The sequence below is a fragment of the Chryseobacterium sp. GM_Chr_2 genome, from assembly GCF_026540445.1.
GTDB lineage: Bacteria > Bacteroidota > Bacteroidia > Flavobacteriales > Weeksellaceae > Chryseobacterium.
This window is the reverse complement of sequence record NZ_JALNUD010000002.1, coordinates 210,107-231,307: the sequence shown is the minus strand read 5'-3', so window position 1 is coordinate 231,307 and position 21,201 is coordinate 210,107. Positions and strand designations below refer to the sequence as shown.

At 33.6% G+C, this 21,201-nt stretch carries 22 protein-coding genes; 8 read left to right on the top strand and 14 right to left on the bottom strand.

The annotated features are described in order from the left end of the window. The first annotated feature begins 164 nt into the window (after nucleotides 1-164). On the top strand, nucleotides 165-1,643 hold the full coding sequence (locus OXQ85_RS04395; RefSeq protein ID WP_267402594.1) for a S41 family peptidase: 1,479 nt from the start codon (nucleotides 165-167) through the stop codon (nucleotides 1,641-1,643). A 29-nt stretch (nucleotides 1,644-1,672) separates the two neighbouring features. Here the strand turns inward: OXQ85_RS04395 and OXQ85_RS04390 are convergent, their stop codons facing one another. Together OXQ85_RS04390 and OXQ85_RS04385 are read right to left on the bottom strand one after the other, a co-directional pair. Next, nucleotides 1,673-2,269 carry a hypothetical protein gene (locus OXQ85_RS04390; protein ID WP_267402593.1) on the bottom strand — a complete coding sequence of 199 codons (597 nt, stop codon included), beginning with the start codon at nucleotides 2,267-2,269 and terminating at the stop codon, nucleotides 1,673-1,675. A gap of 56 nt (nucleotides 2,270-2,325) precedes the next feature. Next, nucleotides 2,326-2,817, bottom strand: coding sequence for an RNA polymerase sigma factor (locus OXQ85_RS04385; protein ID WP_267402592.1), 492 nt, complete (start codon nucleotides 2,815-2,817; stop codon nucleotides 2,326-2,328). 373 nt (nucleotides 2,818-3,190) lie between these two features. Between OXQ85_RS04385 and OXQ85_RS04380 the strand changes: the two genes are divergently transcribed. After that, the gene (locus OXQ85_RS04380; RefSeq protein WP_267402591.1) at nucleotides 3,191-4,021 is read left to right on the top strand and encodes an alpha/beta hydrolase; all 831 of its coding nucleotides are present in this window, start codon (nucleotides 3,191-3,193) and stop codon (nucleotides 4,019-4,021) included. 200 nt (nucleotides 4,022-4,221) lie between these two features. On the opposite strand, the gene OXQ85_RS04375 is transcribed toward OXQ85_RS04380, so the two are convergent. Then, entirely contained in the window at nucleotides 4,222-5,850 is a 1,629-nt protein-coding gene (locus tag OXQ85_RS04375) for an NADP-dependent glyceraldehyde-3-phosphate dehydrogenase (protein ID WP_267402590.1), read from the bottom strand. A 235-nt stretch (nucleotides 5,851-6,085) separates the two neighbouring features. Here OXQ85_RS04375 and tpx point away from each other — a divergent pair, with 235 nt between their 5' ends. Both tpx and OXQ85_RS04365 read left to right on the top strand, forming a co-directional pair. Then, the gene (tpx, locus tag OXQ85_RS04370; RefSeq protein ID WP_267402589.1) at nucleotides 6,086-6,658 is read left to right on the top strand and encodes a thiol peroxidase; all 573 of its coding nucleotides are present in this window, start codon (nucleotides 6,086-6,088) and stop codon (nucleotides 6,656-6,658) included. A gap of 98 nt (nucleotides 6,659-6,756) precedes the next feature. Beyond that, nucleotides 6,757-6,936 carry a hypothetical protein gene (locus tag OXQ85_RS04365; RefSeq protein WP_267402588.1) on the top strand — a complete coding sequence of 60 codons (180 nt, stop codon included), beginning with the start codon at nucleotides 6,757-6,759 and terminating at the stop codon, nucleotides 6,934-6,936. 57 nt (nucleotides 6,937-6,993) lie between these two features. On the opposite strand, the gene OXQ85_RS04360 is transcribed toward OXQ85_RS04365, so the two are convergent. The 5 genes from OXQ85_RS04360 to OXQ85_RS04340 form a co-directional block, all read right to left on the bottom strand. Next, nucleotides 6,994-7,659, bottom strand: a complete 666-nt coding sequence (locus OXQ85_RS04360; RefSeq protein WP_267402587.1) for a hypothetical protein — start codon at nucleotides 7,657-7,659, stop codon at nucleotides 6,994-6,996. A gap of 215 nt (nucleotides 7,660-7,874) precedes the next feature. Further along, the gene (locus OXQ85_RS04355; protein ID WP_267402586.1) at nucleotides 7,875-8,633 is read right to left on the bottom strand and encodes a hypothetical protein; all 759 of its coding nucleotides are present in this window, start codon (nucleotides 8,631-8,633) and stop codon (nucleotides 7,875-7,877) included. Between the two features lie 26 nt (nucleotides 8,634-8,659). Beyond that, nucleotides 8,660-8,959 carry a type II toxin-antitoxin system RelE/ParE family toxin gene (locus OXQ85_RS04350; RefSeq protein ID WP_267402585.1) on the bottom strand — a complete coding sequence of 100 codons (300 nt, stop codon included), beginning with the start codon at nucleotides 8,957-8,959 and terminating at the stop codon, nucleotides 8,660-8,662. Further along, nucleotides 8,952-9,284, bottom strand: a complete 333-nt coding sequence (locus OXQ85_RS04345) for a hypothetical protein (RefSeq protein ID WP_267402584.1) — start codon at nucleotides 9,282-9,284, stop codon at nucleotides 8,952-8,954. The genes OXQ85_RS04350 and OXQ85_RS04345 overlap by 8 nt, the downstream gene beginning before the upstream one ends. 286 nt (nucleotides 9,285-9,570) lie before the next feature. Then, the gene (locus OXQ85_RS04340) at nucleotides 9,571-10,284 is read right to left on the bottom strand and encodes a DUF6261 family protein (RefSeq protein ID WP_267402583.1); all 714 of its coding nucleotides are present in this window, start codon (nucleotides 10,282-10,284) and stop codon (nucleotides 9,571-9,573) included. A gap of 339 nt (nucleotides 10,285-10,623) precedes the next feature. Here OXQ85_RS04340 and OXQ85_RS04335 point away from each other — a divergent pair, with 339 nt between their 5' ends. Next, nucleotides 10,624-10,971, top strand: a complete 348-nt coding sequence (locus OXQ85_RS04335; RefSeq protein ID WP_267402582.1) for a hypothetical protein — start codon at nucleotides 10,624-10,626, stop codon at nucleotides 10,969-10,971. 39 nt (nucleotides 10,972-11,010) lie between these two features. After that, nucleotides 11,011-12,180, top strand: a complete 1,170-nt coding sequence (locus OXQ85_RS04330; RefSeq protein WP_267402581.1) for a DUF4062 domain-containing protein — start codon at nucleotides 11,011-11,013, stop codon at nucleotides 12,178-12,180. A 173-nt stretch (nucleotides 12,181-12,353) separates the two neighbouring features. Here OXQ85_RS04330 and OXQ85_RS04325 read toward each other — a convergent pair whose 3' ends face one another. The 6 genes from OXQ85_RS04325 to OXQ85_RS04300 all read right to left on the bottom strand — a co-directional run bounded on the left by OXQ85_RS04325 (nucleotide 12,354) and on the right by OXQ85_RS04300 (nucleotide 18,093). After that, nucleotides 12,354-14,339 (bottom strand): urocanate hydratase, encoded by a 1,986-nt coding sequence (locus tag OXQ85_RS04325; RefSeq protein ID WP_267402822.1) that lies wholly within the window; start codon nucleotides 14,337-14,339, stop codon nucleotides 12,354-12,356. Between the two features lie 293 nt (nucleotides 14,340-14,632). Further along, nucleotides 14,633-15,049 (bottom strand): endonuclease domain-containing protein, encoded by a 417-nt coding sequence (locus OXQ85_RS04320; RefSeq protein WP_267402580.1) that lies wholly within the window; start codon nucleotides 15,047-15,049, stop codon nucleotides 14,633-14,635. Nucleotides 15,050-15,217: 168 nt separating this feature from the next. Further along, nucleotides 15,218-15,511, bottom strand: a complete 294-nt coding sequence (locus tag OXQ85_RS04315; RefSeq protein WP_267402579.1) for a hypothetical protein — start codon at nucleotides 15,509-15,511, stop codon at nucleotides 15,218-15,220. A 192-nt stretch (nucleotides 15,512-15,703) separates the two neighbouring features. Continuing rightward, nucleotides 15,704-16,681, bottom strand: coding sequence for a D-glycerate dehydrogenase (locus OXQ85_RS04310; RefSeq protein WP_267402578.1), 978 nt, complete (start codon nucleotides 16,679-16,681; stop codon nucleotides 15,704-15,706). Nucleotides 16,682-16,832: 151 nt separating this feature from the next. Beyond that, nucleotides 16,833-17,252, bottom strand: coding sequence for a DUF1801 domain-containing protein (locus OXQ85_RS04305; RefSeq protein ID WP_267402577.1), 420 nt, complete (start codon nucleotides 17,250-17,252; stop codon nucleotides 16,833-16,835). 187 nt (nucleotides 17,253-17,439) lie between these two features. Continuing rightward, nucleotides 17,440-18,093, bottom strand: coding sequence for a protein-L-isoaspartate(D-aspartate) O-methyltransferase (locus OXQ85_RS04300; RefSeq protein ID WP_267402576.1), 654 nt, complete (start codon nucleotides 18,091-18,093; stop codon nucleotides 17,440-17,442). Between the two features lie 134 nt (nucleotides 18,094-18,227). Between OXQ85_RS04300 and OXQ85_RS04295 the strand changes: the two genes are divergently transcribed. Further along, nucleotides 18,228-19,190 carry a Gfo/Idh/MocA family oxidoreductase gene (locus OXQ85_RS04295; protein WP_267402575.1) on the top strand — a complete coding sequence of 321 codons (963 nt, stop codon included), beginning with the start codon at nucleotides 18,228-18,230 and terminating at the stop codon, nucleotides 19,188-19,190. Nucleotides 19,191-19,425: 235 nt separating this feature from the next. Further along, the gene (locus tag OXQ85_RS04290) at nucleotides 19,426-21,156 is read left to right on the top strand and encodes a cellulase family glycosylhydrolase (RefSeq protein ID WP_267402574.1); all 1,731 of its coding nucleotides are present in this window, start codon (nucleotides 19,426-19,428) and stop codon (nucleotides 21,154-21,156) included. The last annotated feature ends 45 nt before the right edge of the window (nucleotides 21,157-21,201 follow it).

The window sequence follows — 21,201 nt, the reverse complement described above, 5'->3', positions numbered from 1 at the left end:
ATGCCTTTAATTTTAACTAAATTTATAAAAATTGAAAAGATTTTATTTCTTAAAACTCAACTTATAATGATAAACTTTTTATCTTAGCGATTCAAAAAAAACAAGACTTGAAAAATTATTATCTCCTGATATTGTTCGCATTATCGCTCGCCTCCTGTATATCGGTGAGGAAGCATAACGAGCAGACTACTTCTTTAATTTCGCCCGAAAAACTTAAAGATGATGTAGATTTTGCCCATTCAAAATTAAAAGAACTTCATCCGCAACTTTATTGGTATATTTCTAAAAAGGACTTGGATTATAAATTTGATAGTCTGAAACAAACTATTGATCAACCTTTAACGCCAATTCAGTTTTATTTTAAATTACAACCTGTAATTGCGCAAGTTCGTGAAGGACATCTTTCGTTGAGAATTCCGAGGAGAAAATTTACCAAAAAGGAAATAAAAGTTCTGGAAACTAAAAAGCCTATGTTCAGCCGTTTTGAATATTATGTAAAAGGTGAACATTTGTATATTATTAAAAATAAAGACTCTATAGAAAATATTAAACCGGGAACTGAAATAGTAGCCATCAATACTATTCCGGTGGCTGATTTTATGAAAAAATATAATTCGTTAATCAGCAGCGATGGATTTAATACTACTTTTCAGCCTTATTTTTTAAAAGATGTTTTCTTTAATTTTTATACTGCAGAAAACGGTTTTGAAGATAAAGCAACCATTCAAACCCTTTATAAAGGTGAAAAAAAAACGTATACTTTAACAAGAGAATTAAAATCTAAAACCGATCTGGCAAAAGATAAAGAACAGGAAAAAAGAACTCAGGAGAAAAAAGTAAACGATTACGTCGCTTTTGATAATTCTTATAACAGAAATTTTAAATTTTTAGATAAAGACAGTTCGATTGCTTATATAAAAGTGAAAAGTTTTTCAAGGGAATATTCTGATAAATTTTATAAAAATAGTTTTGAAAATATTAAAAAATCAGATGCAAAATACCTCATCATCGATGTTCGAAATAATTATGGAGGCTCTTTAGAGGAAATTAATAATTTGTATTCCTATTTGGCTCCAGAACCTTATGTTTTAATTAAACCCTCGCAGGTTACCTCCAAAATCACCCCTTTAAAAACAAACTATTTTAGAAAAAGTAAACCGTTTCAATATGCTTTAAAAAGTATTTTTTATCCTAGTTTTTTCTTCAGTCAGGCTTTCAGCACCTATAAAAAAGACGGAAAAGTTTACTATAAAATGAAGGCAGATAAATCTACAAAACCTAATAAAAATGCTTTTAATGGTAAGGTTTTCGTTTTGATCAATGGCGGCAGTTTTTCCGCATCATCAATTATTACTTCAAAATTAAAAAATGACAAGCGAATTGTTTTGGTGGGCGAAGAAACAGGCGGCGCCAATGACGGAACTGTTGCGGGATTTTACTCTTATCAGAAACTTCCGAATTCTAAAATTGATTTACCGATTGGGCTTCTTTTGGTGCAGCCCAATATTGAATTTACCCATACTAAAAAAGGGGTAACTCCTGATATTACAGTGACTGAAACGATGGAAGATATTATTGAAAAGAAAGATCCGCAGCTTGAATGGGTGAAAAAAGAAATTGCAAAAGAGAATACTGTTAAATAGTTTCGGCGGACTTTCAGTCCGCCGAAACCCTATTTTTTCAATTCCAACAAAAGATTTTCAATTTGCTTGATATATTTTCCATAAAAAGCTTTAAACCAATATTTTCCCACTAAAAATAATAGCGGCATCACAACAACCATCGTCCCTATCAGAATACTTGCAATTTTAATATCTGACAAAGGAAGTGGTCGCGGAATAAACTCAAGTACAATAATGATTTCGCATACCAAAAACGGTACAAAAGAAAGGTAAAACGATAGGTAGTATTGCTTATTCAGATCAAACTGATGTAACAGATTCCGCAAACTTTCAGAGGTATTCATCATGGTGTCGCTCATATTTTTATACAGCTTAAAAAACTGACTGTAAAAGAAAAACGTCACAAAAACCATGGATGCAACCAAAATAGTGATGTAAAATTTAAACTTAAAAGGTCCGGGAGAAAAAGCAATCAGACCAAAAGCAAATACAAAAATCCCAACGGTTGACCAAAATTCCATCCGCATATTTTTACGTATTTTTTCAAGCGGCAGATTGATCTTATTTTTCTGTTCAATGCTGATTTCGGGAGTTTCTTCCAGAGAATCATCCTCATTCCAGGCATTTTTTAGTTCATCTATATTCATTGTTGTTGATTTAAAAAGTTAATATTGAAGTTCAGATTAAAAAAATTCCAAACTTTTTATTTTGAGTTTAAGATATCTTTCAATTTATTCTTGGCGCGATTCATTTTTACGCGGACATTTCCTTCCGAGATTCCCATCTGTTCCGCAATTTCTTTTCCCGAAAAATCTTCGAGATAATAAAATATAAAAGCCTTATCGATGGGATTTAATTCATGAATAGCATCATACATTTTGCCCAGTTTCTCTTCTTTTTCATGATCATATTCGTCTTGAACAATTTTATAATTAGTGAAATCTTCATTCCCGATAAAACTTCTCTTTTTCTCAGATTTCAGGAAAATAATGGCTGTGTTTAACGCAATTCTGTATAACCATGTAGAAAATTCACTTTCACCTTTGAAATTCGGATACGCTTTCCAGACCTGAAACGTAATCTCCTGAAAAAGATCATCCCGGTCGTCCTTATTATCCATATACATCTTAGAAATCTTGAAAACGATTCCTTTATGCTTTTCAATTTTAGTTAAAAATTCTTGTTCTAAGGTCATGGCTGCTTACTCTGAAGAGTTAGTTGGTCTTTCAAAAATATGTTACAGAAATTTCACGAAAATATTTCAGTTAGAGAAAAAAAACTTTATTAATCGTTTTTATTTGAAGCTATTTCCTGCTTTCCGTTACAATTCCTCATTACGCGGCTCCGCTTCGCTTCGCCGCTCCATTCCGGGATTTTCACTGCAATCAGGGCTAGGAAGATTATCTTTCATTTTAAAATTAGTCATAAAATCAACAGTCAAAAATTTTGAATAACAAAAGTTGATCACCAATTAATAAAAACAAATACCACATTATCAGTTTTAACCTAATTTTCATTTTTCATGGCTTAAAATTTGTGTATAACCTATCACACCAAAAAATATAAATATGCCTTACATTACAAAACAAAACGACAAAAATTTTCAATTATATTACGAAGATTTCGGTTCTGGACAACCCATTATTTTAATTCACGGATGGCCATTGAGCGGAAAATCATGGGAAATGCAGATTCCTGTTCTCCTTAATCTTGGATACAGAGTTATCTCCTACGACAGAAGAGGATTCGGGAAATCTTCACCATCCACAGACGGATACGATTACGATGGATTGACAGCCGATTTACACGAATTAATTTCACAGTTAGAATTACAAAACGTTATTCTTTTCGGATTTTCCATGGGTGGCGGCGAAGTGGTGCGTTATCTCACCAATTACGGTTCTGAAAATGTAGATAAAATTGCTTTAATTTCTTCAATCATTCCTTTAGTCAAACAAAAAGAAGATAATCCTGATGGGGTTCCGCAGGAAAATCTAAACGAAATAATGCAAAATCTGAAAACTGATAGAATCACTTTTCTTGAATCATTTCATAAAGATTTTTATAATTACGGATTACTTTCACAATCCGTAAGCCAAAAACAGTTGGACTATGACTGGACAATCGCTGCATTTGCCAACCCAATTGCCACCATAAAATGTGCTGAAAGCTGGGCAAATACAGATTTCCGTCCGGAACTCCCGAATATAAATGTGAAAACATTAATCGTACATGGAGATGCCGACAAAATAGTTCCGATAGAAACCGCAGGAAAACAGGCTGCTGAAGGAATTGCAAACAATGATTTTGTGATTATAGACGGCGGCCCACATGGTCTTAACGTCACTCATGCTGATGATTTAAACAGCGTTTTAAGTAGGTTTTTAACAGAACAATAACTTTTCTTTCAATAAAAACGATTCTTTAGAATCAAAAAATCCGCAATACTTTCAATTGCGGATTTTAATTTTATATAAAGCTTGCTTATAATTTTATTTGAAGTAAAAAGTTATTTAAAGTTTTACTCTAACTCAAAATAAAACTCTAAAACACTCCCATTCTAAAACTCTATTACCCTAAAACTCTCAAACTAAAATTCTTAAAAAATATAATCCGTGCTCAAGAAATTAGAATCATGATCTCTCACAATCGTATTCAATAATTCCTTGTTTGAATCTGTAATTTTAGCCGCAACCAATGAGCGAATGGAGAATGAACGAAGCGCATCAAAAACAGAAAGCGTACCTTCTGCACTATCTTTTCTTCCGGTAAAAGGAAAAACATCCGGACCTCGCTGAGCCTGACAATTAATGTTCACACGGCTTACCAAGTTTACAAAAGGATCAATTAATTTCGAAACCTCCAACGGATCTTCACTGAAAATGCTCACCTGCATTCCGTGATCGGCATTCACCTGATAATCGATCGGTTCTTCAATATCATCAAACGGAACCACAGGAATTACCGGACCAAATTGTTCTTCATGATACAATTTCATTTCATTATTTACAGGATAAACCACTGCCGGAAAAACAAAAGACTCTTCTGTAAATCCACCATTTTCATTCAAAACTTTTGCTCCTTTTGCCAAAGCATCATCAATACATTCTTTCAAATATGGAGGTTTATTCACTTCCGGAAGCGGTGTAATTTTCACATCTTTTTCCCAAGGCAACCCTGGTTTTAAAGCAGAAACCGCCGCCGTTAATTTCTTAGTAAATTCTTCAGCAACATCTTTCTGAACGAAAATTAATTTCAGCGCAGTACATCTTTGCCCGTTGAATGAAAGAGCTCCTAAAATACATTCGCTTACCGCAACATCCAAATTGGCGTTTTTGGTAACAATGGCAGCATTTTTAGCATCTAAACTTAAAATAGCACGTAAACGATTAACCTTCGGATGCAGTTTTTTCAATCCATTAGCCACTTTACTCGAACCGATGAACGCTAAAACATTCACTTTTCCGCTTTCCATAATTGGAGTGATGATTTCTGAACCTTTTCCGTATAATGTATTTACCGTTCCTTTCGGGAAAGCTTCTTTGAAAGCATTTAACAACGGATAATGCGCTAAAACGCCATGTTTAGGAAGTTTAAACAAAATTGTATTTCCCATAATTAAAGCCGGAATCAATGTGGTGAAAATTTCGTTTAGAGGATAATTGAAAGGTCCCATACTCAATACGACACCAAGCGGCGCTCTTCTGATTTGAGCAATGGTTCCTTCTGCTTGCTGGAAACGTGAAGATTCTCTGTCAAGATCCTTCAATGCATCTATCGTTTGATTGATATAATCTACCGTTCTGTCGAATTCTTTTGTTGAATCTGCCAACGTTTTGCCGATTTCCCACATCAATAATCTGATCACCAAATCACGCTGCTGAATCATGAGGTATACAAATTTCTGCATACATTTTATTCGGCCTTCTACAGACATTGTAGGCCACTCTCCTAATCCGTTATCGTAGGCTTTTACGGAAGCTTCCAATACTTCCATCGCTTCTTTAGGGCCAATATTCGGAATGGTTCCCAACAATTTTCTTTCCAGTCCGTTTTCAGTCTGAATGCAGACTGGCGAATAAATTTCCTGAACCTCCCCGTTCCATTCTACAAGCTCTCCGTTTAAGAGATAAACTTTCTGATGAATTTCGGGAACTTTATATTCTTCGGGAATTTCGTTTTCTGATTTAAATATTTCTTGAAATGAAGATGTGTTTGCTGAATTCATAAATTTTTAATGTTTAATAGTGTGTAAAATTTGAATAGAATAAAGGTAGATGGAAAATTTGAGTTTAAAAATAGCTGTTTAATAGATTTGCTCTATTTAAAACAAACTTAACATAAGTGATAAAAAGAATATTTTTACCATATGTTTAACTTTAAAATCTTACATTCATCTAAAATTTATTTGAAATAATTTTCACAGTATTTGCTAATCTAAACATACTAAAAAAATAAAATTCATGGTTTTAAAATTCGTTTTCAATGCCTTATTACTGTTTTCAGTATTTACAATGGCGCAGCAATCTAAAACACAAAACACCGTATTAGCAGGAGGAAAGCCAGTTCACACCTATGCTAAATTACCGGCAGTAAACAAAGCTGCTCCTAAATTCACGCTTACCGATGTGACAATGAAAGACCAGACTCTTGATTCTTACAAAGGGAAATATTTGATTTTGAATATCTTTCCGAGTGTAGATACGGGGGTTTGTTCGGCTTCTGTACGTCATTTCAATGAAGATGCGGCTAATCTTCCGAATACCGTGGTGCTTTGTATTTCCAAAGATTTACCTTTTGCTCAAAAAAGATTTTGCGGTGCTGAAGGTATCAAAAATGTTGAAATGCTTTCTGATTTCCGTTCAGATTTTGGAAAAACCTATGGTGTAGAAATTACAGATTCTGCCATGAAAGGATTATTGAGTAGAGCCGTTGTTGTGATCGATCCTTCAGGGAAAATTGTTTATGAAGAGCAGGTTGCCGATATGTCGCACGAACCTAATTATGAAAAGGCTATTGCTGCGGTGAAGAAGTAGATTATCTAGTCAAAGAAATCAGTTTAAATTATTAGTAAAAATAATTCTTTATATGGAGAATTTTATTATATTTGATTTTAACAAATTAAACAATTACTATGAAAAATTTAAAAAAGATTTCAAGAAATCAATTAAAAGAAGTAAAGGGAGGAGGTTCAACACCAGTTTGTGGTCCTGGCTTATATTATGTTTGTGAGGCAGTGGGTCAATGTGATGAAATTTCAGGTGTAGAAGATTGTCTATGTGCATGTAAACCAAGAGTCCTTCCTACAACATAAGAATAACAAAAGAAACTGTTTCAAATGAAACAGTTTCTTTTGTTATTTTAAAACTTTTTACTTCTTTTTCGTCGTTACCAAAATTACTCCATTTTTTCCATCTTCTCCATACAAATCTTTAGCTTTCTTATCCTTTAAAATATTAACCGATTCTATTAATTGAGAATCTATTTTTCTTAATTCTTCAAAATTAGTGACTCTTCCATCTAAAATCAGAATAGGTTGCTGTTCTTCTTTTAAAGTTCTGATAGCTCCTCCAATTCTTATTGATTTATTTTTCGGACTATTACTCTTTACTTGCTGCAACTTATTTTCATCAACCGTCATTGCCGCAGGTTTTCCTAAAACCATGGTATGTCTTACAGTTTTCAACCCAGGCAAAACTACCTCGTTTAATTTTTCAGCTTTCAAAGTATCTTGTATTTTATTTTCCTGTGCATTCACAGCCATAAAACCTCCTGTCGTTAGCATAAAACCCACTGCAAACTTTACAAAAAGTGAATTGATATAAGAATATTGCAAGTCTATATTCAATTGTGATTCATTAAAATAACCACAAATATTTTTCTCGGAAGAGTTTGAAAAAGCATTGATAATTTCCTCGTCAGAAGCTGTCGTAAAATCTTTGACAGTCTTTGAACAAACTGCACAAAACCTTCCTTTTTCTTCAGTAGTCATTGAGTTCCAGTTTTCGTGACAAGGTTTGGGTATGGTGATTTTCATAATTTCCTTTTTATTTAAAGATGCAGGAAAAACGGAAAAGGTTGGAAAGGGCTCAGATTATTTCATAACGAGTTTAATTTTTTCTTTAAGACCCTGTTTAAATTTTATCTAAGGTTTTCTTTATGATTCTGAAAGTAGCGAAGCGGATTGAAGAATCTCTAATAATATCTGCATAGATTCTTCCTTCATCAAAATGACAAATACTTACCCAAATTTTAAAGATGAAAATACCTCGGGTCAGGATATTGAAATTCAAAATTCAATTCTGAAATTAATTTTGCAGGTGAAATCAATCTTCCTTTTGTTGTTCGCTCTCCCGAATACGGTAAATCTTTCTGAGCATTGATGATCTCTTCTTTATTCGGATGAATAGGCGCAACTACATTATACACTTTAGACTGTGATTGATTGTCCAACATTTTTTCAACCACCGAAACAATATCTGCATAATGAATATGATTCACCAACTGATCCAATCCGGAAATATTATAATTCTTCAATAATCGTTGATCTCCCATTAATCCGGCCAATCTTAAAATATTAGCTTGAGGAAATTTCGCTAAAATAAAATTCTCACTTTCTACATTTCCCGCGGGCTGATCTTCTTCCGTAAATTCTATTTCTTCCGTTTGAGGATAAACTCCGGTAGAACTTATTAAAAACAATTGACCTTTATAATTTCCGAGGAATTTTAACAGGTTGTCATATCTTTCTTTCATCGAAATCTGCGCTCCTCTGATTCCTGAAATAGGAACCGTAATAATGATCGCGTCTAATTCTGAAGCGACTTCCCATTCATTTATTTCAGAAGGAGCATCCGGAAAATCCACTACTGTTGTGTGATATCCTTTTGAAGAAAATTCTTCTATTTTAGATTCGGAAGTTGTGGTCGCGAATATTTCGTATCGGCCTGCTACTCGTTCTGCAATATGCGTTCCCAGCCAGCCGCAGCCGATAATCCCTAGTTTTTTCATTAGTTTAATTCTTTATTTTAATCATATTATTTTAGTGATTCATAATTATCTTCGGGGTTTTGGAAGTTTTGAAGGATGCGGACAATGGTAATTAATTCTTCATTAATATCATAGATCACAGAATTGTGTTTCGTTAAAAGCAATTTTCTAAAACGAGTATTTTCATACCGCTCAAAAACAACATTTGTATTCTCAAGAATGTCAATTGCATCAATTAGCTTCAGATAAAAATCATCAGCAACTTTTTCATTCCATTTATTAACGAGATATTCTTCTATTCTTATTAAATCAGCTTTTGCATCATCTGAAATTTTTACTTTAGGCATTCTTCGCAGACTTTAATCTTTCTCTTCTTTCATTTACAAATTCATAGAAATCTGTTGTTCTCCCATTTTTAATATCCTCTTCTGCCCTTTTTAAAGACTCCAAAATCTCTTCTTTCGTTTCATTACGCCATTCTTTAATCTCTATCGTTTTAGAAATAATCAAAAGCTCTTCCGGCGTAAATCTTTTCTCCTTTAATTTCTTGAAAAAAGTAGGCTTCTTAATTCCTGATTTCTCGATGATATAAGACATTTTGAAAGGAGAATTTTTCAGAATCTCATCTATATTATTCTGAATTTCGATGTATTTTTCTATTTCTGCTATCATTATTTTATGTTTTTAAGTATCATTATCTTATTACAAATATAATAAATTAACTTGTTATACATTTTGATTTGTTTTCGTCACTTCGAGTAGATTTTTGAAAAAAATCGTATCGAGAAGTTTGTAATTTTAAAGATGAATCTGTTCTCGATACATTTTTTCTCCGCTTTGTTACGAAAAAAACACTCGAACTGACGCATCTAATACCAAACTTTTGCAAAATGCATAACGGGCTAAATCAATGAATATAAGTAAAAATAAAACCCGCATAAAGCAGGTTTTGAATGACTTAAATTATAGCTAAATTAGGAGGAGTTTGATCTTTCTTATTAAGTTCAGAATTTTTCGCGGCCTTTACCTGCTCGTTCGTATCGCGGTAGAAAAGTTCCCAACCCGGAACCTCTTTCATTACCGTTACGAGATTGAGGTAAGCCTTCAACGTTTTCTCCAGATCCTTTCGAATGGCCGAGGCGCTAGTCATTAGTCGAAGGTCTGCATTCGCTTCTGCCTGTTCTGCAAACAGAGTTTCAAAAGCTGCCTGCTTAGATTTCATCTCTGTAAAAGCCGTGTCTAAAGAAAGAAGTGTGATTTTATGTTGATTTTCAGCAGTCTCCAATGCTTCAATCAGCTTTTTCATTTGAGCCGTTTGCGAAGAATAACTTAAACGATCCAGATCCAATCCAAAAGTCTTAAATACGCCATACAAGTCCTCCGCCAACTGATAATTGGGTACAGAAGTCAGCATTCGATAGCCGTTCAGAAAGCCTTTGAGATTGGTGTACGCCAAATCTCTTTCATGATCTGCCGTGGCAACATCTGTCCCTTTTCCGCTATAGACCTGCTTCGTATACACCTTGTCGTATTCGGTATATGAAGTTTCTAAAGCCGCTACAAGTGGATGATTGGTAATAACAGGATATTTTCCCGATTGAGAATTTGAAATAATTCTTTGTGCTAAAGTCGCAAGGTCTTTAGTGTTTAATTTTGTGAGTGCAATATTCATTTGTTTGTGTTTTTTGAATTAACAAATTAAAAATCAAATATATAAAAAAGTTGTTTAGTTACAACTAACCTTAAAACAAATCACCGGACATCTCCGAAGATTCCCCGCAACTTGCAGGAGAAAAACGGAGACCTCCGGAGATTACAAACAACCTTGTTTTAAATAAACGGAGGACTCCCGTGATTTGTTTTAAGGGTGTTTGGGATGATCGGAGGTATTGGATGGTTGGAACAGAATAAAAAAGATAATTCCGTATAAATACTGAAAAAAATAATAACATCATTTTTATACATTTGATAATTATAGGTTGTTAGATATTCTATAATTAAAAATTAAATTATGTTAGAAAAAGACGAAAAAAGAATTAAGGATGAGCTATCAAAACTAATCAAGGATAAATTATTATCAGAATATAAAGATGTTAAAGAAAAACCTGTTGATAGCGTTGAATATATAGAGATAATCAGCCTCGATTATGATACTGAAAATCAAGATCGAAAAAAAATTATTGTAAAAAAAGTTATAGCCAATGTTAGATTACATATCTTATTTATGGAAGGCTCAACAAGTTCTTTAAATACACAGTTTAAAAATAATAAACCTATTGATTTCACAATAGATTTTTCTGAAGATGAAGTTAATTTAGTTGAATCTGATGTGAAATTTATCGAAGAAAAATTATTTTAATGATTATATTTGATATTATATATCCGATAATTTTAATTAATGAATAATCTTAATATTTTTATTAGTTCAACTTGCTATGATTTATCACAATTAAGAGCAAACATAAATGACTTCATAAAAGATTCTGGACACAATCCTATCCTATCAGAATATAATAACTTTCCTGTTTCCCCAGATTTAACTGCAGTCGAAAATTGCATTAAAAATGTAAAGGAAAATGCAGATATGTTAGTATTAATTGTAGGCAATAGATATGGGAGTATTATAGAAAGTGGAAAATCAATAACCAATACAGAATTCTTAACTGCAAAACAAAAAGGAATTCCTATTTTTTGCTTTATTGATAAAAACATTTTGACAACTTTAAATATATGGAAAGATAATAAAGATGCTGATTTCTCTAAAATTGTTGATAATAATAAAATATTTGAATTTATAGAAGATATAAGAAACAATAGAAATTTATGGGTTTTTCCTTTTGAGCAATCAAGAGAAATTATAGAAACTTTAAAAAATCAATTGTCGTATTTATTCAAAGATAGTTTGAAAATAAAAAATATTTTTGATAAAAGTATAGATGATTTTTTCAAAATTAATCTTAGTGAAAAGTGTATTAAAATTCTTATTGAGAAAAATGAATACTATGAAATTGAATTTCTTTATCAAACTTTTATTGATGAAATTGAGAAAAAAGAATTTTTAAAAAATGATATTAAATATTCAATTTTGATAGAGCCTAAAAATTTTATAGATGATTTACAAGAATTGACAGATTGGGGCTCCAATAGGCTAAAGTCAATATTAAGTATAATAGATAATTTAACAAATTTATTTCCCATAATAACAAAATTCGTTAACGAACCAGGTCAACCATCTGATATTAAAGGATTATATTATGCATCAATTAAATATGCTCAAATATTTGAACAATTACTTAATTGGATGATAGATGTTAAAAGTACTTATATTATTGAAGATTTTTCAGATTTGAAAAACCATTTAGCAGACACTGCTTCTAATGTTGTTGAACAACTCTGGGATTATCCATATGAAATAAAAAAACAATTAGAAAATATTAAGCAAGAACATCTGTTAGGAAATAAAATTACGACTTTAAAGTTAAATTTAGTATTAGATATAAATAACGTTGCACAATTAAAATTTCAAGAAAAATTAAAGGAAATTGAAAGAAGTATAATTAAAGGGTAAATAGAAATCCCCCCTCGCTATCGCGGGCTTTCAGGCTTGTGCATCCATAAATAAGGTACGAGCAAGATGCTCGCACCAGCGTAAAGAAAAATATTTCTCAATAGTATACCTGCCTCACAGCAGGTTTTTGTATTGGAAAACTTTGTCAAAGATTTAAACTTTGACAAAGTATGTTAAAACAAACTATCGTCTACAAAATTCGGAAGGGTAACTTTCAGATTGGGTTCTGCTTCCATGGCTCTTTTGATGGCGAAAACAGCGCCTTCATTTCTTGCCCAGCTTCGTCTGGAGATTCCGTTGTTCACGTCCCAGAAAAGCATTGATTTTAATCTTCTGTCGGCATCATCACTTCCATCGAGCAACATCCCGAAACCACCGTTGATCACTTCGCCCCAGCCAACGCCACCTCCATTGTGAATGGAAACCCACGTCGCCCCACGGAAACTGTCGCCAATCACATTGTGAATCGCCATATCTGCCGTGAATCTCGAACCGTCATAAATATTGGAAGTCTCTCTGTAAGGCGAATCCGTGCCCGAAACATCGTGATGATCTCTACCCAAAACTACTGGTCCGATCTCTCCGTTTTTAATGGCTTTGTTGAAGGCTTCTGCTATTTTCATTCTTCCTTCTGCATCGGCATATAAGATTCTCGCCTGTGAACCCACGACCAGTTTATTTTCCTGTGCACCTTTAATCCACTGAATATTATCCTTCATCTGTTGTTGAATTTCTTCAGGAGAATTTTTAATCATTTCTTCTAAAACCTCACATGCAATTTCGTCTGTTTTCTGTAAATCTTCCGGCTTTCCGCTTGTACAAACCCAACGGAAAGGCCCGAAACCATAATCAAAACACATAGGCCCCATAATATCCTGAACATAAGAAGGGAACTTAAATTCTCTTCCCAACGTAGGATTTTCCGCCATTACATCGGCTCCGGCTCTTGATGCTTCCAACAAAAATGCGTTTCCGTAATCGAAGAAATAGGTTCCTTTTTCTGTATGTTTATTGATGGCCGCCGCGTGTCTTCTCAACGTTTCCTGAACTTTTTCTTTGAATAATTCAGGATCTTCTGCCATCATGATATTAGATTCTTCAAACGTTTGCCCTACAGGATAATAACCGCCTGCCCAAGGATTGTGAAGCGAAGTCTGGTCTGAACCGATATCGATTCTTAAGCCTACGTCAGCAAATTTTTCCCAAACCTCAACAATATTTCCCAAATACGCCAACGAAACCGTTTCCTGATTTCCCTGCGCTTTCTTGACTCTTTTTACCAATTCATCAATGTTTTCATGAATTTCATTCACCCATTTCTGATCGTGACGAATTTTTGTAATCTTTGGATTGACTTCTGCAATGACCGTAACGCAACCCGCAATATTTCCTGCTTTCGGCTGAGCTCCGGACATTCCGCCTAATCCTGACGTTACAAATAATCCTCCTTTTGGTTCTTTATTAATTTTTCTGAAAGCATTCAGCACCGTAATCGTCGTACCGTGAACAATCCCTTGTGGACCGATGTACATATAACTTCCCGCCGTCATTTGCCCGTATTGCGTAACGCCCAATGCATTGAATTTCTCCCAATCATCGGGTTTAGAATAATTCGGAATCATCATTCCGTTCGTCACAACAACTCTTGGAGCATCTTTATGAGAAGGGAATAACCCCATCGGATGCCCGGAATACATAGTTAATGTTTGTTCGTCCGTCATTTCCGACAGATATTTCATGGTCAAAAGATATTGTGCCCAGTTCGAGAAAACAGCACCATTTCCACCATAAGTAATCAATTCATGAGGATGTTGTGCAACCGCATAATCCAAATTGTTTTGAATCATCAGCATGATCGCTTTTGCCTGCTCAGATTTTCCGGGATATTCGGCAATATCTCTCGCTTTCATCTCGTAATCCGGACGAAAACGATACATATAAATTCTTCCGTATTTTTCTAATTCTTCCTTAAATTCAGGCAATAACTCTGCATGAAATTGAGGTTCGAAATAACGTAAAGCATTCTTAAACGCTAATTTTTTCTCTTCTTCTCCTAAAATCTCCTTACGTTTCGGAGCATGATTGATATTGATTTCGTATGGTTTTGGCTGCGGCAATTGGCTCGGTATGCCTTGTTGTATCTGTTCCTGGAAAGTCATATTACAGTTTAAAGTTCTATGTTTTACGTTGAAAGTTAATTGAAAATTCAAAGTTTTAAAGATATTCAATTTGGAAAACTCGTGCAAATAATGTGTGAAAATTGAATTGTATAGTGAATTCCCCTCCTTTGGAGGGGTGGCGAAAATTCAAAGAATTTTTGAGGGGGTGGTTTGAAAATCAATATTTTTTTTTGTAACTGTTTCAAACCACCCCGTCTTCTCCCTTTGGTCGAATCCACCCCTCCAAAGGAGGGGAATTTTCACATCGCTAAAAGATTTATGGATAAGCTGAATTAGTATTTATAATTTTCAATAATAAAGTTCTCTAAGCTATTCATGACAACTGATAAATTATTTTTAACATCAAAATCTGTAATTTTAAAGATTTTTAAGCCTAAAGATTCAAGGTATTTTTGTCTAATATCATCATACATTTCTTTTGTATCATGACTCCAGCCATCGATTTCAATGACTAAACCTAAGTTTTTCACATAAAAATCTACTATATAATTTCCGATGATTCTTTGTCTATCGAAATCTATTTGATGAAATGTTTTGGCTCGGACTTGTCTCCAAAATAAAACTTCGCTAAGAATTCCGGCTTTTCGTTTTCCGTTTAATAATGGTTTTAATTTTGGATTGTATGGTAAGTTTTCTATAAAATTTTTGTGGATGAGAACTCCTTTTATTTCGGTTAAGATTTCTTTCATTATTTGTTGTTTTTAATGGTTTGTGTTTTATTAAACCACCCCGTCTTCTTCCTTCGGTCGAATCCACCCCTCCAAGGGAGGGGAATTTTTAGAGTGGAAAATACATTTAAATTTAACAAAAAAACCTCGCTGAAATTCAGCAAGGTCATTTATATAAAGTGAGAACTTTTAAGTTAAAACATCATCATTTTCTTCTTCATGATCGTCATCATTGTCACTTAGGCTCCAGTAATTATTTTCTTCATCTTCGGAACCAATTTCTTCCATTTCATCATCGTCATCAACGCCTGGAATATCTAGTCCTTTATCGATTTTGTCATCATCTTTATTTTCATTAAAAATTGGATGTCCGTCGCCATCTAAGGGAATATGTTTTTCCTGATTAAAAATATCTTCGTTTGGACTGTAATCCATTTGTTCTAATTTTCTTTCCTGTTCTTTAGGATTATCTTCTGGTATCATAATATTAATATTTTAGTGTAATTTGTAATCCTCAAAAATGATTCCAAGCTTTCTGAGAAGGAAAATTTAAATGAAATTTTAATTTTTTGATTTAGAAATGAGATTATCGGCTGGAAGATGGAAGATTGAAGTTTTAAAAGCGTCTTTCAAAATCAACCTCCTGCTTCCATCTTCCAGCCTGTAAAATTCACATTATTGAGTATACACTTCAGGATTTGCACAATGCGGAAGCTTCTCTCCTTTTGAAAACGCAATGATATTTTCAGCAGCTAGTCTCGCCATTCCCTCTCTCGCTTCTATTGTTGCAGAACCGATGTGTGGCAAAACACAAACATTTGAAAGTTCCAGAATAGGATCGTCTTTGAAAATTGGTTCAGGATTCGTTACATCCAGTCCGGCACCCCAGATCTTATGTTCAGCCAAAGCATCATACAGGTCTTTCTGATTATGGAAACCACCTCTCGCCGTGTTTATAAAAATAGCATTCGGTTTCATTTTTTCGAAAATAGAAGCATTGAATAATTCTTTCTGTTCAGCTCTGAAATTCGCATGAATACTTAAAACATCGGACTGCTCGATGAGTTCATCAAACGAAACATATTTTGCATTGAGTTCTCTTTCTGCTTCTTCATTATGATGGCGATTGTGATAAATAATCTTCATATCAAATGCTTTCTGAGCCTTTTTAGCCATCTCAAAGCCAATTCTGCCCAATCCAAAAATCCCTAATGTTTTTCCGTACAGTTCCTGACCTAAAGCATGAAGCGGATCAAAATCGCCCCAATTTCCGCTTTTTACTTTCTCAAAATTAAAACTTGCTCTTCTTGCAACCGATTGCATTAATAAAAAGGCAACATCGGAAGTCGCTTTGCTTAATACATCCGGCGTATTTCCGATGGGAATATGTCTTTGGTTGGCTTCATTTATATCTACATGATCAAATCCTACAGAATACAAAGCAATTGTTTTGATATTCGGGCATTCGTTGAAGAAATCCTGATCGTATTTAAATGCACCTCCAACGCTTAAAATTGCATCATTTTCTTTGCAGTAGCTTAACCATTCATCATGTGATAAAGTTTCATGTTCGGGGATGAACACTTCTAATCCAGCATCTTTCAGCATGTTAATTCCTATCTCAGGAATTCTTTTGTTTACGAAAACTTTCATTCTATTTTGTTATTATTTTGATTATTATTTTCAAATAAAAAACCTTACTCCTGAGAAAGTAAGGTTCTATGTAACTTTAATATGTAAAAATTGATTGTCATCCGAAAAGTTCATTATTATTAAATAAATTCTATTTTTTTGAATTCAATTATCATTCCGAACCTTTCTTAATATTTATTTTTTTTATCAAAATCAACGCTCCTTTTCTTTTGACAAGATTTTTATAATCCCACTGAATTTCCTTTGATTTTTCAAGACTTCTTTTAATATCATTTTCATTCACTTCAGCAATATCATTATAAAAAACTGAGGCATCCTGAAATTTTTCGCCTTGTATATTTAAAAATTCTTCGTTAAATGATTTTCCGCTCCAAAACATCAATCGAATTCCCTTCATTTGCTTGCTATAGCCTACAATTGGATTTTCATCTAAAAACCAAACGGGATGGGCATGCCATATTTTTGATTTCGCATCAGTCAGATTTTCATTGATGAGTTCTGATAATTTTTCGCAAATCATCTGATCAGATTCTGATTGGGATTCATTATAATTGTGGATATCGGAATTCATTTTACCTTAATTATCTTATAAAATTATGAAATAATCCTGTAAAAATAAGTTTAGGCTAAAGTCAAACAAAGAAAATTTGATTTTGTAAACAGGCTAAAGCCCGCTTCTATTGATATTATAAAGAACTGGTGTTTGAGACCAGCACGCCTACCAATTCTTTATAGATTCTTCACTTTTCTAAATAATATTATTGATTTGTACTTCCTAACATCGGCACAAATTTATAAGCTCCAAATTCTTCTTTTTCAAATTCTGTTGGAGAAACTTTTGTAAATCTGTATAAAACCTGTTCGTCAGTCGGACCTAAAGGAATCACCATTTTTCCGCCTACTTTCAATTGTTTTAATAATTCTGTTGGTAAAACGGAAGCTCCGCAAGTGACGATAATTCTGTCGAAAGGTGCAAAAGTCGGAAGTCCAGCAAAACCATCTCCAAAGCTTTGAAATTTCGGATACAGATGCATTTCGCGAAGCTTTTTCTTGGAAAAATCAAAAAGATCTTTTTGTCTTTCAACGGTATAAACATGGGCTTTCATTGCTAAAAGAACAGCAGTCTGATAACCACAACCGGTTCCGATTTCAAGAACTTTTTCGCCTTCTCTTACTTGTAACAGTTCAGATTGTTCTGCCACGGTAGATGGGTGCGAAATGGTTTGATGTGCCAGAATCGGGAAGGCACGGTCTTCATAGGCGTAATCTTCAAAAATACTTTCGATAAAAAGGTGTCTCGGAACCTGGTTCATTGCCGAAAGTACATTTTCGTCAGCAATCCCAATCCTGTTTCGAAGATAATCTACTAAAATCTTTCTTTTTCCTTTATGTACAAACGAATCCTGCGTCATTTAGATGGTAGCTGTTAAGTTATAGGTTACAGTTTTTACAAAAGTAAAAAAACATTCATAATTTATCAACCTAAAACCTATCATCTATTTCCCAATACCTAAAATCATTATCTTTACAGAAATTTAATACAGCTATGTTAAAAGCAGGTTTGGTAGGAGCCGGACATTTAGGAAAAATACATTTACGACTTCTGAATCAATCAGATAAATATGAATTTGTAGGTTTCCATGATAAAGATGTAGAAAACGGAAAAAAATTAGAGGCCGAATTCGGATATAAATATTTTGAAAATTTTGATGATTTGTTGGATCAGATCGATATGTTGGATATCGTGACTCCCACGCTTTATCATTACGATTATGCATTGAAAGCGATTGAAAAAGGACTTCATTTCTTTATTGAAAAGCCGGTAACGCAAACGCTTGAGCAGGCTGAAGAAATCCTTCGTAAATGTCAGGAAAACGGGATTAAGGCACAGGTTGGGCATGTTGAAAGATATAATCCTGCCTTTATTGCGACCAAGGAATACATTAAAGAACCGATGTTTATTGAAATTCACAGACTGGCGGAATTCAATCCTCGTGGAACGGATGTTTCTGTGGTTTTAGATCTGATGATTCATGATTTGGATATTTTATTAAGCATTGTAAAATCTAAAGTTAAAAATATTCATGCAAGCGGCGTTTGTGTAGTGAGTAAAACTCCGGATATTTCTAATGCAAGAATTGAGTTTGAAAATGGTTGTGTTGCCAATCTTACGACTTCAAGAATTTCGATGAAAGCGATGAGAAAAAGTCGTTTTTTCCAGAAAGACGCTTATATTTCTGTTGATTTCCTTGAGAAAAAAGCAGAGGTGATCCGAATGAAAGATGCTCCTGAGCACCCTACTCCATTTGATATGATTATTGAAAATGCAGATGGTGAAAAGAATCAGATTTTGTTTGAATATCCAAATATTCAGTCGAATAATGCCATTTTGGATGAATTAAATTCTTTCGCAGATTCTATTACCGAAAATAAAAATGTAGAAGTTTCTATTGAAGATGGAACCGAAGCATTGAAAATAGCATTGCAAATTATGAAGCTGATTTCGTAATTTTTAATCGAAATATTAAAATTAATATACACAAACTGTCTGCTATTGTAGGCAGTTTATTTTATTTTAAAGCAGAACTAAATATTACAATTATTAATCATTTAAGCAAATCTGAAGGATTAATTTTTCTTTTACTATTTTTTAATTTCCATTCAATAATTTTAAATATATTTGTTGATACTTTAAATTATCATTCTTTAAACAATCCCTAATACTCAAATAAATTAAAACTACTATGAAAAGAGCCATTCTAATATCCGCTTTATTATTGTCTCAATTTGGGACATCACAATTATTAAAAACGGATGGTCAAAAAATTGTTAATGATAAAGGAGAAAACATTCAGCTCAGAGGCCTTGGCCTAGGGGGATGGATGCTGCAGGAAGGATATATGCTGAAAACGGCAGACTTTGCCGGCCCGCAATACAAAATCAAAGAAAAAATTGCTGAACTGATCGGTAGAGATGGAATGGAAAACTTCTACAAAGCCTATCTGAAAAACGGTATCACGAAGCAGGATATTGATTTTTTAAAGAAAGCAGGTTTCAATTCGATCAGGCTTCCGATGCATTATAATCTGTATACTTTACCGATTGAAAAAGAACCTGTAAAAGGACAAAATACCTGGCTGGAAGAAGGTTTTAAAATGACGGATGATCTTTTGAAATGGTGCGCCGACAATAAATTATATCTCATCCTCGATCTTCACGCCGTACCTGGCGGACAGGGAAATGACGTCAATATTTCTGATAATGATAAATCTAAACCATCTCTTTGGGAAAGCGAAGAAAATCAGAAAAAGACCATTGCTCTTTGGAAAAAATTAGCAGAAAGATATAAAGATGAGCCTTGGATTGGTGGGTATGATTTAATAAATGAACCCAACATTAATTTCACAGGAAAAAACCCGAACGGAACCGATGAAATGTCGAATGCTCCACTTTGGAAGCTGCAGAAAGATATTACAGAAGCCATTCGTACGGTTGATAAAAAACATATTGTTATTCTTGAAGGAAACGGCTGGGGGAATAATTATAACGGACTGACTCCGCTTTGGGATAAAAATCTGGTATTTAGCTTTCATAAATATTGGAATAATAATGATGACGCAACTTTGAAACCTATTTTAGAGTTAAGAGAAAAGCATAATATCCCGATTTGGCTGGGAGAAACGGGGGAAAATTCGAACGTTTGGTTTACAGAACTGATTCAGCTTTTGAACAAACATAATATAGGTTACGCGTTCTGGCCAATGAAAAAAATCGACAATATTGCCGGAATTACAAACGTAAAAATTACGCCTGAATATCAAAAACTATTGGATTATTGGAAAAATGGTGGTGAAAAACCATCTAAAGAATTTGCAACAAAAGCTTTGATGAAAATTGCTGACAATTATAAATTCAGTAATACGGAAATTAAAAATGATGTGATTGATGCGATGTTCAGGCAGACAACGGATGCCTCTACAAAACCATTTAAAAATCATGTCGTTCCGGGAAGAGTTTTCGCTTCGGAATATGATTTGGGAAGAATTGGATCTGCATATCAGGATAATGATTACGTAAATCTTTGGGTAAGCGATCCGGCTAAAAGATCTGAATGGAATTCGGGAAATCAGATGAGAAATGACGGCGTTGATATTTACCTTTGTAATGATAAAATCACCAACAAATATTATGTCGGAAAAACTGAAAAAGGAGAATGGCTTCAGTACACCATCAATGCAAAAGCCGATAAAGCCTATGGTTTTGACATCAGATATTCGAGCAATAACAATGCAAAGATCAGAATTGAAGATGCTTCCGGAAAACAACTGGCAACTTTTTCATTAAATTCTACCGGCGGAAATGAAATCTGGAAAACCGTTTCTGCTAAAGGTTTAAACCTTAAAAAAGGAGAAAATAAACTCAGAATTATATTTGAAAACGACGGTGTAAATCTGAACTATTTCGAAGTGAAGTAAAAAAAAATCTTAAATTGCAAATCCCTTTTAGTCTCTAAGAGGGAT